Consider the following 11733-nt stretch of genomic DNA (forward strand, 5'->3'; position numbering starts at 1 on the left):
GCGATTGCGTTGTCATTAGTAGCCTAACTGTCTATACTCGGCGACCGACCGCCAAGGGCTTTTGGGCTTGCTTTCATTGGGGGTCGCATCCCTGGGTGGTGGTTACCTGACCAGTGCACTCCCCAACAACTTTGCCCTGATTGTTAGGGGCTCTTCAGTGTGAAAAAAAAGCCGTGAAAAGCCAACGACCTGTAAACCTAGACCTAAGGACCATCAAACTCCCCATCACCGGCGTTACGTCGTTTCTTCACCGTGTTTCCGGCATCATCCTCTTCCTGGGCCTTGGCATCATGCTTTATGCATTGGGCAAATCCCTGGGTTCCGAGGAAGGTTATGTCGAGGTGAAGGCATGCTTGACCAGCCCGCTGGCCAAGTTCGTAGCATGGGGCCTCCTGTCCGCTCTGCTGTATCACCTGGTTGCCGGTGTGCGCCACTTGATCATGGACATGGGCATCGGTGAGACGCTGGAAGGCGGCCGCCTGGGCTCGAAAATTATCATCGCCGTTTCCGTGGTGCTGATCGTTCTGGCAGGAGTTTGGATATGGTAACCAGCGTTACGAACCTTTCGCGTTCGGGCCTCTATGACTGGATGGCACAACGTGTGTCTGCGGTTGTTCTCGCGGCTTATTTCATCTTCCTGATCGGCTACCTCGCCGCTCACCCGGGCATTGGCTATGAACAATGGCATGGCCTGTTCGCCCACAACGGAATGCGTATCTTCAGTCTGCTGGCACTGGTTGCCCTGGGCGCTCACGCCTGGGTCGGCATGTGGACCATCGCGACCGACTACCTGACGCCAATGGCGCTGGGCAAGTCCGCGACTGCAGTACGTTTCCTTTTCCAGGCAGTATGCGGCGTTGCGATGTTCGCTTACTTCGTCTGGGGTGTGCAGATTCTCTGGGGTATCTGAGTCATGGCTAACATTCCAACGATTTCTTTCGACGCCATCATTATTGGTGGTGGCGGTGCCGGCATGCGCGCTGCGCTGCAGCTGGCACAGGGTGGTCACAAGACTGCCGTGATCACCAAGGTCTTCCCGACCCGTTCGCACACTGTATCCGCCCAGGGCGGCATCACCTGCGCCATCGCGTCCGCTGACCCGAACGATGACTGGCGCTGGCACATGTACGATACCGTCAAGGGTTCCGACTACATCGGTGACCAAGACGCTATCGAATACATGTGTCAGGAAGGCCCGGCTGCCGTTTTCGAGCTGGACCACATGGGTCTGCCGTTCTCGCGTACCGAGCAAGGCCGTATCTACCAGCGTCCGTTCGGCGGTCAGTCGAAGGATTACGGTAAAGGCGGGCAGGCTGCCCGTACTTGCGCCGCTTCCGACCGTACCGGTCACGCGCTGCTGCACACCCTTTATCAGGGCAACCTGAAAGCCGGTACCACGTTCCTGAACGAGTACTACGCTGTCGACCTGGTGAAAAACCAGGAAGGCGAATTCGTCGGTGTGATCGCAATCTGCATCGAAACCGGCGAAACCACCTACATCCGCGCGAAAGCCACCGTACTGGCGACCGGCGGTGCAGGTCGTATCTATGCATCCACCACCAACGCCCTGATCAACACCGGTGACGGCGTCGGCATGGCTCTGCGTGCTGGCGTGCCGGTACAAGACATCGAAATGTGGCAGTTCCACCCGACCGGCATCGCCGGCGCCGGTGTACTGGTTACAGAAGGCTGCCGTGGTGAAGGTGGTTACCTGATCAACAAGCACGGCGAGCGTTTCATGGAGCGTTACGCTCCGAACGCCAAAGACCTGGCTGGTCGTGACGTGGTTGCCCGTTCGATGGTTAAAGAAATCATCGCCGGCAACGGTTGCGGTCCGAATGGCGACCACGTAATGCTCAAACTCGACCACCTGGGCGAGGAAGTGCTGCACAGCCGTCTGCCAGGCATCTGCGAACTGTCGAAGACTTTCGCTCACGTTGACCCGGTTGTTGCTCCGGTTCCGGTTGTTCCGACTTGCCACTATATGATGGGCGGCGTTGCCACCAACATTCATGGCCAGGCGATCACCCAGGACGCCGAAGGCGTGGATCAGATCATTCCTGGTCTGTTCGCGGTCGGTGAAGTGGCTTGCGTATCGGTTCACGGCGCCAACCGTCTGGGCGGCAACTCGCTGCTCGACCTGGTGGTCTTCGGTCGCGCCGCCGGCCTGCACCTCGAAAAAGCGCTGACTGACGGCATCGAATACGATGACGCCACCGAAGCCGACATCGAAGCTGCACTGTCGCGCCTGAACGCACTGAACAACCGTACCGACGGCGAAGACGTCGCTACCCTGCGTCGCGAGCTGCAAAGCTGCATGCAGAACTACTTCGGTGTATTCCGTACCGGCGAATACATGCAGAAAGGTATTGCCCAGCTGGCTGATCTGCGCAAGCGCATCGCGAATGTGAAGATCAACGATAAGTCGCAGGCGTTCAACACTGCACGTATCGAAGCGCTGGAACTGCAAAACCTGCTGGAAGTGGCTGAAGCTACCGCCATCGCTGCCGAAGTGCGTAAAGAGTCCCGCGGCGCTCACGCCCGTGAAGACTTCGAAGATCGTGACGACGAAAACTGGCTGTGCCACACCCTGTACTTCCCGGGTGACAAGCGCGTCACCAAGCGTGCCGTGAACTTCTCGCCGAAGACTGTTCCGACTTTCGAACCAAAAGTCCGGACTTATTAAGGGTGACCGCCATGTTGCAAGTCAGTGTTTATCGTTACAACCCTGATCAGGACGCTGCGCCGTTCATGCAGGAATTCCAGGTCGATACCGGTGGTAAAGACCTGATGGTGCTGGACGTGCTGGCCCTGATCAAAGAGCAGGACGAGGGTTTCTCCTATCGTCGCTCTTGCCGTGAAGGTGTCTGCGGCTCCGACGGCATGAACATCAACGGCAAGAACGGCCTGGCGTGCATCACGCCGCTGTCCGCTGTCGTCAAAGGTAACAAGTTGATCGTTCGTCCTCTGCCAGGTTTGCCGGTTATCCGTGACCTGGTTGTCGATATGAGCATCTTCTACAAGCAATACGAGAAGGTTAAGCCATTCCTGCAGAACGACACGCCGGCTCCGGCCATCGAGCGTCTGCAGTCCCCTGAAGAGCGTGAAAAGCTCGACGGTCTGTACGAGTGCATCCTGTGCGCCTGCTGCTCGACCTCTTGCCCGTCCTTCTGGTGGAACCCGGACAAATTCCTGGGTCCAGCTGCCCTGCTGCAAGCGTACCGCTTCCTGGCAGACAGCCGTGACACCAAGACGTCCGAGCGTCTGGCGTCCCTCGATGACCCGTTCAGCGTCTTCCGCTGCCGGGGCATCATGAACTGCGTCAACGTATGTCCGAAAGGCCTGAACCCGACTAAGGCCATCGGTCACATCCGTAACATGCTGCTTTCGAGCGGCGTGTGATTCAGAAGCTGTAAAAGTAGTACTGCTTCACCGTAGAGGCTGTGGCGCGGGCTTCAACCCGCGCCAGAGCTATAACCAGAGCAACAGCCATAAGCTGCGGCTCTTATTTTGAAGAAATGAGACAAGCAGGGGCATCCGGGCTGGTACCCGGACTATCAGTGTGATCCTAAGTGGCTTGTTTTGGTCGCTGCATTCGGACTTCTGCAAGTTTGCTCGGTGTCGACACCGATGGTGTTCCCCTAACCGAGGGTGACCAAGCATGCAAGAAAGCGTGATGCAGCGCATGTGGAACAGCGCCTACCTTTCAGGTGGAAACGCTGCCTATGTGGAAGAGCTTTATGAGCTCTACCTGCACGACCCTAACGCTGTGCCAGAAGAGTGGCGCACCTACTTTCAGAAGCTGCCCGCCGACGGCGGCTCTGCCACCGATGTTTCGCACTCCACAATTCGCGATCATTTCGTGCTGCTGGCAAAGAACCAGCGCCGCGCCCAACCGGTTTCCGCCGGCAGCGTGAGCAGTGAGCACGAGAAGAAGCAAGTTGAAGTGCTGCGATTGATCCAGGCCTACCGTATGCGTGGCCACCAGGCAGCCCAGCTTGACCCGCTGGGGCTGTGGCAGCGTCCTGCACCTGCAGACCTGTCGATCAATCATTACGGCTTGACCAATGCCGATCTTGATACGACCTTCCGTGCCGGCGACCTGTTCATCGGCAAAGAGGAAGCGAGCCTACGCGAAATTCACGAAGCGTTGCAGCAGACATATTGCCGCACCATCGGCGCTGAATTTACGCATATCACCGATTCCGTGCAGCGCCAGTGGTTCCAGCAGCGTCTGGAAAGCGTACGTGGCCGTCCGACCTACTCCGCCGACATTCAGAGCCACCTGCTCGAGCGCGTCACCGCCGGTGAAGGTCTGGAAAAATACCTGGGTACCAAATACCCGGGCACCAAGCGTTTCGGTCTGGAAGGTGGCGAAAGCCTGATTCCGATGCTCGACGAACTGATCCAGCGTTCCGGTTCCTACGGCACCAAGGAAGTCGTCATCGGCATGGCCCACCGTGGCCGTCTGAACGTGCTGGTCAACACCTTCGGCAAGAACCCGCGCGAGCTGTTCGACGAGTTCGAAGGCAAGAAGAAGGTCGAGCTGGGTTCCGGTGACGTTAAATACCACCAGGGCTTCTCGTCCAACGTGATGACCGCCGGCGGTGAAGTTCACCTGGCCATGGCGTTCAACCCGTCCCACCTGGAAATCGTTTCCCCGGTGGTTGAAGGTTCGGTTCGCGCCCGTCAGGATCGTCGTAACGACCCTACCGGCGAGAAGGTTCTGCCGATCTCCATCCACGGTGACGCTGCATTCGCAGGTCAAGGCGTGGTGATGGAAACCTTCCAGATGTCGCAGACCCGCGGTTTCAAGACCGGCGGTACCGTGCACATCGTGATCAACAACCAGGTTGGTTTCACCATCAGCAACCCGCTGGACTCGCGCTCCACCGAGTACGCGACCGACGTTGCGAAAATGATCCAGGCGCCGATCCTCCATGTGAATGGAGATGATCCGGAAGCCGTATTGTTCGTGACCCAGCTGGCCATCGACTACCGCATGCAGTTCAAGCGTGACGTGGTGATCGACCTGGTCTGCTACCGTCGTCGCGGCCACAACGAAGCCGACGAGCCAAGCGGCACCCAGCCTCTGATGTATCAGCAGATCACCAAGCAGCGCACCACCCGTGAGCTGTACGCTGATCGTCTGACCCAGGGCGGTGTGCTCGACGTTGAGCGTGTTCAGGCGAAAGTCGACGAATACCGCAACGCGCTGGACAACGGTCTGCACGTAGTGAAATCGCTGGTCAAAGAGCCGAACAAAGAGCTGTTCGTGGACTGGCGTCCGTATCTGGGCCACGCCTGGACTGCGCGTCACGACACTCGCTTCGATCTGAAGACCCTGCAGGAACTGTCCGCCAAGCTGCTGGAAATTCCGGAAGGCTTCGTGGTTCAGCGCCAGGTCGCGAAGATCTACGAAGACCGTCAGAAGATGCAAGCCGGCGGCCTGCCGATCAACTGGGGTTACGCCGAAACCATGGCGTACGCGACCCTGGCGTTCGAAGGTCACCCGATCCGCATGACCGGTCAGGACATCGGCCGCGGTACGTTCTCGCACCGTCACGCTGTTCTGCACAACCAGAAAGATGCCGGCACCTACATTCCGTTGCAGAACCTGTACGACGGTCAGCCGCGCTTCGACCTGTACGATTCGTTCCTGTCGGAAGAAGCCGTACTGGCGTTCGAATACGGTTACTCGACCACCACGCCAAACGCGCTGGTGATCTGGGAAGCCCAGTTCGGCGACTTCGCCAACGGTGCGCAGGTTGTTATCGACCAGTTCATCACCAGCGGCGAGCACAAGTGGGGCCGTCTCTGCGGTCTGACCATGCTGCTGCCGCACGGCTACGAAGGTCAGGGCCCTGAGCACTCCTCGGCACGTCTTGAGCGTTACCTGCAGCTGTGCGCCGAGCACAACATTCAGGTGTGCATGCCGACCACGCCGGCCCAGATCTACCACTTGCTGCGCCGTCAGGTGATCCGCCCGCTGCGCAAGCCTCTGGTAGTGCTGACTCCGAAGTCGCTGCTGCGTCACAAACTGGCAATCTCGACGCTGGAAGATCTGGCCGAAGGTTCGTTCCAGACCGTTATCCCGGAAGTCGATGCACTGGACCCGAAAAAGGTCGAGCGCGTTGTTCTGTGCAGCGGCAAGGTCTACTACGACCTGCTGGAAAAACGCCGTGCCGAAGGCCGCGAAGATATCGCCATCGTGCGTATCGAGCAGCTGTACCCATTCCCTGAGGACGACTTGAAAGAAGTCCTGGCTCCTTACACCAACGCCAAAGCGGCTGTCTGGTGCCAGGAAGAGCCGATGAACCAGGGCGCCTGGTACTGCAGCCAGCACCACCTGCGTCGCAGCATCAGCAACCTCAACAAATCTCTCGTACTTGAGTACGCGGGCCGTGAGGCTTCTGCTGCACCAGCATGTGGTTACGCATCGATGCACGCCGAGCAGCAGGAAAAACTGCTGCAAGACGCGTTTACCGTTTAACGCCTTCGCGCACCTGAAACCGAATTTAAGGAACCACAGACAATGGCTATCGAGATCAAAGCCCCCACTTTCCCGGAATCGGTTGCCGATGGCACCGTTGCCACCTGGCACAAGCAACCGGGCGACGCCGTCAAGCGTGACGAACTGATCGTCGACATCGAAACCGACAAGGTTGTCCTGGAAGTGCTGGCTACCGCCGACGGCGTGCTGGGCGCAATCGTCAAGGGCGAGGGCGACACCGTCCTGTCCGACGAAGTCCTGGGCTCCATCGTTGAAGGCGGCGCAGCTGCTGCCGCTCCGGCTGCCGCTGCTGCACCGGCCGCTGCCGCTGCCGCTGCCGCTGCTCCGGCTGCCGGCGCTGACGAAGACGCTATCGCTGCTCCTGCCGCTCGCAAGCTGGCCGAAGAAAACGGCATCAACCTGGCTTCCGTAAAAGGCACTGGCAAAGACGGCCGTGTGACCAAGGAAGACGTGGTTGCCGCTGTTGAAGCCAAGAAAGCCGCTCCGGCTGCTGCGCCGAAGGCTGCTGCTCCGGCCGCTGCCGCTCCTGTGTTCGCTGCTGGCGACCGCGTCGAGAAGCGCGTTCCGATGACCCGCGTTCGCGCTACCGTGGCCAAGCGTCTGGTAGAAGCTCAGTCGAACATGGCGATGCTGACCACTTTCAACGAAGTCGACATGACCGAAGTCATGGCGCTGCGTTCGAAGTACAAGGACCTGTTCGAGAAGTCCCACAACGGCGTACGCCTGGGCTTCATGTCGTTCTTCGTGAAGGCTGCCACCGAAGCGCTGAAACGCTTCCCGGCTGTCAACGCTTCGATCGACGGCGGCGACATCGTTTACCACGGCTACGCCGACGTTGGTGTTGCTGTTTCCAGCGACCGCGGTCTGGTGGTTCCGGTTCTGCGTAACGCCGAACTGATGAGCCTGGCTGAAATCGAAGGCGGCATCGCCACTTTCGGCAAGAAAGCCCGTGACGGCAAACTGTCGATGGACGAGATGACCGGCGGTACCTTCACCATCACCAACGGTGGTACCTTCGGTTCGATGATGTCGACTCCGATCGTCAACCCGCCGCAGGCAGCGATTCTGGGCATGCACAACATCATCCAGCGTCCGATGGCCATCAACGGTCAGGTCGTTATTCGTCCGATGATGTACCTGGCACTGTCCTACGATCACCGTCTGATCGATGGCAAAGAAGCTGTGACTTTCCTGGTGACCATCAAGAACCTGCTGGAAGATCCGGCTCGTCTGTTGCTGGATATCTGATAGAAGCAGTCACGCGCTGCAAGCTTCAAGCTGCAAGAGAACGCAGCCTGGCTTGCAGCGCGCGGCTTGAAGCTTTTCGCTAAAGAGGATTTTTTGAATGTCGCAGAAATTTGACGTAGTAGTGATCGGTGCGGGCCCTGGCGGCTACGTGGCTGCCATCAAGGCCGCGCAACTCGGTCTGAGCACTGCCTGCATCGAGAAGTACACCGATGCTGAAGGCAAGCAAGCCCTGGGCGGCACCTGCCTGAACGTAGGCTGCATTCCTTCCAAGGCGCTGCTGGACAGCTCCTGGAAATACAAGGAAGCGAAAGAAAGCTTCAACGTCCACGGTATCTCGACCGGCGAAGTCAAAATGGACGTCGCTGCGATGGTTGGCCGCAAGGCTGGCATCGTCAAGAACCTGACCGGCGGTGTTGCCACCCTGTTCAAGGCCAACGGCGTTACTTCGATCCAGGGCCACGGCAAACTGCTGGCCGGCAAGAAAGTCGAAGTCACCAAGCCAGACGGCTCGGTTGAAGTCATCGAAGCCGAAAACGTCATCCTGGCTCCAGGTTCGCGTCCGATCGACATTCCACCGGCTCCGGTCGATCAGAAAGTCATCGTTGATTCGACTGGCGCTCTGGAATTCCAATCCGTACCTAAGCGTCTGGGCGTGATCGGCGCTGGCGTGATCGGTCTGGAATTGGGTTCGGTCTGGTCGCGTCTGGGTGCAGAAGTGACTGTCCTGGAAGCCCTGGACACCTTCCTGATGGCAGCGGACACCGCTGTTTCCAAGGAAGCGCTGAAAACCCTGACCAAACAAGGTCTGGACATCAAACTGGGCGCTCGCGTGACCGGCTCGAAAGTGAACGGCGACGAAGTCGTTGTGAACTACACCGATGCCAACGGCGAACAGACCATCACTTTCGACAAGCTGATCGTAGCCGTTGGTCGCCGTCCGGTGACCACTGATCTGCTGGCTGCCGACAGCGGCGTGACCCTGGACGAGCGCGGTTTCGTGCACGTTGACGATCACTGCGCCACCACCGTACCGGGCGTATTCGCCATCGGTGACGTGGTTCGCGGCATGATGCTGGCTCACAAAGCCTCGGAAGAGGGCATCATGGTTGTCGAGCGCATCAAGGGCCACAAGGCTCAGATGAACTATGACCTGATCCCTTCGGTTATTTATACTCACCCGGAAATCGCATGGGTGGGTAAAACCGAGCAGGCCTTGAAAGCTGAAGGCGTTGAAGTTAACGTCGGCACCTTCCCGTTCGCAGCATCCGGCCGTGCCATGGCCGCCAACGATACCGGTGGTTTCGTCAAGGTCATCGCCGATGCCAAGACTGACCGCGTATTGGGCGTGCACGTGATTGGCCCGAGCGCTGCAGAACTGGTTCAGCAGGGCGCGATCGGTATGGAATTCGGCACCAGCGCTGAAGACCTGGGCATGATGGTTTTCTCCCATCCGACCCTGTCTGAAGCCTTGCACGAAGCAGCTCTGGCAGTGAATGGCGGCGCCATCCACATTGCCAACCGCAAGAAGCGTTAAGACACAATAAGAAACCACGGCGGTACGGCCCGTCGTGAGCCTTGCGTGCAAGACTCACCGCGGAATGTCCGCTGGACGCAGCCTTGCGTAGCTGCACCGGGTATCCGGAAAGGCTACGCAAGCAGCAGTCACAGGTGGCGCGGCACTCATCAAGAGCGCAGCGCCGAATGCGCAGTACCTAACGAAGACGGTAAAAAGCATGAATCTTCACGAGTATCAGGGTAAGCAGCTGTTCGCTGAATACGGCCTGCCAGTTTCCACTGGTTATGCAGTAGACACCCCGGAAGCAGCAGCAGAAGCTTGCGACAAAATCGGCGGCAGCGAGTGGGTTGTCAAAGCCCAGGTCCACGCCGGTGGTCGCGGTAAAGCGGGCGGCGTAAAGCTGGTTCGCAGCAAAGAAGACGCCAAAGCCTTCGCACAGCAGTGGCTGGGCAAGCGTCTGGTGACTTACCAGACTGACGCCAATGGCCAGCCAGTCACCAAGATCCTGGTTGAATCGTGCACTGATATCGCTAAAGAGCTGTACCTGGGCGCTGTCGTTGACCGTTCGAGCCGTCGCATCGTGTTCATGGCCTCCACCGAAGGTGGCGTGGACATCGAGAAAATCGCTCACGACACTCCAGAAAAAATTCTGAAAGCCACTATCGATCCACTGGTTGGCGCTCAGCCATTCCAGGGTCGCGAGCTGGCATTCCAGCTGGGTCTGGAAGGCAAGCAGGTTGCTCAGTTCGCCAAGATCTTCGTAGGTCTGGCCAAGCTGTTCAAGGATCACGACCTGGCTCTGCTGGAAGTGAACCCGCTGGTGATCAAGGCTGACGGCGATCTGCACTGCCTGGACGCCAAGATCAACATCGACGCCAACGCAATGTACCGTCAGCCTAAGCTGAAGACTTTCCACGATCCGTCGCAGGACGATCCGCGCGAAGCGCACGCTGCCAAGTTCGAACTGAACTACGTAGCGCTGGAAGGCAACATCGGCTGCATGGTAAACGGTGCCGGCCTGGCCATGGGTACCATGGACATCGTCAACCTGCACGGCGGCAAGCCAGCCAACTTCCTCGACGTAGGTGGTGGTGCTACCAAAGAACGCGTTACCGAAGCATTCAAAATCATTCTGTCCGACACCAACGTCGCTGCAGTACTGGTTAACATCTTCGGCGGCATCGTTCGTTGCGACATGATTGCCGAAGGCATCATCGGTGCAGTGAAAGAAGTCGGCGTGAAAATCCCGGTTGTTGTTCGTCTTGAAGGCAACAACGCTGAACTGGGCGCTAAAGTACTGGCAGAAAGCGGTTTGAACATCATCGCTGCTACCAGCCTGACCGACGCTGCTCAACAAGTCGTTAAAGCTGCGGAGGGCAAGTAATGAGCGTCCTGATCAATAAAGACACCAAAGTTATCTGCCAGGGTATTACCGGTTCGCAAGGTAGCTTCCACACCCAGCAAGCCATCGAATACGGCACCAAGATGGTTGGCGGCGTAACTCCAGGCAAAGGCGGCACCGAGCACCTGGGCCTGCCAGTGTTCAACACCGTGAAAGACGCCGTAGCTGCCACTGGCGCCACCGCCAGCGTGATCTACGTTCCGGCTCCTTTCTGCAAGGACTCGATCCTGGAAGCAGCTTTCGGCGGCATCAAGCTGATCGTCTGCATCACCGAAGGCATTCCTACCCTGGACATGCTGGACGCTAAAGTTAAGTGCGACGAGCTGGGTGTCATCCTGATCGGCCCTAACTGCCCAGGCGTGATCACCCCAGGCGAATGCAAGATCGGCATCATGCCAGGTCACATTCACTTGCCAGGCAAGGTCGGTATCGTTTCCCGTTCCGGCACCCTGACCTACGAAGCTGTTAAGCAGACTACTGACGCCGGTTTCGGTCAGTCGACTTGCGTCGGCATCGGTGGTGACCCGATCCCGGGTTCGAACTTCATCGACATCCTGAAGCTGTTCCAGGAAGACCCGAAGACCGAGGCGATCGTGATGATCGGCGAGATCGGCGGTTCGGCTGAAGAAGAAGCGGCTGCCTACATCAAGGCTCACGTGACCAAGCCGGTTGTTTCCTACATCGCTGGTGTGACTGCTCCTCCGGGCAAGCGCATGGGCCATGCTGGCGCAATCATCTCCGGCGGCAAAGGCACTGCAGACGAGAAATTCGCTGCTCTGCAAGACGCAGGCGTGAAAACCGTGCGTTCGCTGGCGGACATCGGCAAGGCCCTGGCCGAGCTGACTGGTTGGGCTGTCAAGTAAGCCTCGCGCTTAGCTGACGCTTTACCAAACAAAGGCCACCTTCGGGTGGCCTTTGTCGTTTCTGATGTTTGTTTGACGATAGCGATTTATAGGCTCTCGCCCAATAACATGCAAAAACGCGACACAGACACGTCGCGTATCGGATAGTTCGCCCTCAAACAGTGCGTTTGTCAGACAAATTCGTTAGGCT

9 protein-coding genes are annotated in these 11733 nt (G+C 58.3%); all 9 read left to right on the forward strand.

From position 1 onward, the window contains the following. Positions 1–173 precede the first annotated feature (173 nt). Positions 174–548 (forward strand): succinate dehydrogenase, cytochrome b556 subunit, encoded by a 375-nt coding sequence (gene sdhC / locus AC3WRD_RS09815; protein ID WP_055137330.1) that lies wholly within the window; start codon positions 174–176, stop codon positions 546–548. Continuing rightward, entirely contained in the window at positions 542–910 is a 369-nt protein-coding gene (sdhD, locus tag AC3WRD_RS09820; protein ID WP_085710546.1) for a succinate dehydrogenase, hydrophobic membrane anchor protein, read from the forward strand. The genes sdhC and sdhD overlap by 7 nt, the downstream gene beginning before the upstream one ends. Positions 911–913: 3 nt before the next feature. Beyond that, positions 914–2686 carry a succinate dehydrogenase flavoprotein subunit gene (gene sdhA, locus AC3WRD_RS09825; protein WP_085608857.1) on the forward strand — a complete coding sequence of 591 codons (1773 nt, stop codon included), beginning with the start codon at positions 914–916 and terminating at the stop codon, positions 2684–2686. Between the two features lie 11 nt (positions 2687–2697). Next, entirely contained in the window at positions 2698–3402 is a 705-nt protein-coding gene (locus tag AC3WRD_RS09830; protein WP_007959035.1) for a succinate dehydrogenase iron-sulfur subunit, read from the forward strand. A gap of 259 nt (positions 3403–3661) precedes the next feature. Beyond that, positions 3662–6493 (forward strand): 2-oxoglutarate dehydrogenase E1 component, encoded by a 2832-nt coding sequence (locus AC3WRD_RS09835; protein ID WP_096822973.1) that lies wholly within the window; start codon positions 3662–3664, stop codon positions 6491–6493. A 42-nt stretch (positions 6494–6535) separates the two neighbouring features. After that, entirely contained in the window at positions 6536–7762 is a 1227-nt protein-coding gene (odhB, locus tag AC3WRD_RS09840; protein WP_102620366.1) for a 2-oxoglutarate dehydrogenase complex dihydrolipoyllysine-residue succinyltransferase, read from the forward strand. Between the two features lie 97 nt (positions 7763–7859). Beyond that, positions 7860–9296: a dihydrolipoyl dehydrogenase gene (lpdA, locus tag AC3WRD_RS09845; protein WP_085732276.1), complete on the forward strand. Its 1437-nt coding sequence runs from the start codon at positions 7860–7862 to the stop codon at positions 9294–9296. A gap of 199 nt (positions 9297–9495) precedes the next feature. After that, on the forward strand, positions 9496–10662 hold the full coding sequence (gene sucC, locus AC3WRD_RS09850; protein WP_007919879.1) for an ADP-forming succinate--CoA ligase subunit beta: 1167 nt from the start codon (positions 9496–9498) through the stop codon (positions 10660–10662). Further along, entirely contained in the window at positions 10662–11543 is an 882-nt protein-coding gene (sucD, locus tag AC3WRD_RS09855; RefSeq protein ID WP_017127973.1) for a succinate--CoA ligase subunit alpha, read from the forward strand. The genes sucC and sucD overlap by 1 nt, the downstream gene beginning before the upstream one ends. Positions 11544–11733: the final 190 nt, after the last annotated feature.

This window comes from Pseudomonas sp. FW215-R2 (genome assembly GCF_058789255.1).

Coding starts and splice junctions, on each gene's coding strand:
- sucD (WP_017127973.1), top strand. CDS start 10,662: ATGAGCGTCCTGATCAATAAAGACACCAAAGTTATCTGCCAGGGTATT.
- sdhD (WP_085710546.1), top strand. CDS start 542: ATGGTAACCAGCGTTACGAACCTTTCGCGTTCGGGCCTCTATGACTGG.
- lpdA (WP_085732276.1), top strand. CDS start 7,860: ATGTCGCAGAAATTTGACGTAGTAGTGATCGGTGCGGGCCCTGGCGGC.
- sdhA (WP_085608857.1), top strand. CDS start 914: ATGGCTAACATTCCAACGATTTCTTTCGACGCCATCATTATTGGTGGT.
- AC3WRD_RS09835 (WP_096822973.1), top strand. CDS start 3,662: ATGCAAGAAAGCGTGATGCAGCGCATGTGGAACAGCGCCTACCTTTCA.
- AC3WRD_RS09830 (WP_007959035.1), top strand. CDS start 2,698: ATGTTGCAAGTCAGTGTTTATCGTTACAACCCTGATCAGGACGCTGCG.
- sucC (WP_007919879.1), top strand. CDS start 9,496: ATGAATCTTCACGAGTATCAGGGTAAGCAGCTGTTCGCTGAATACGGC.
- odhB (WP_102620366.1), top strand. CDS start 6,536: ATGGCTATCGAGATCAAAGCCCCCACTTTCCCGGAATCGGTTGCCGAT.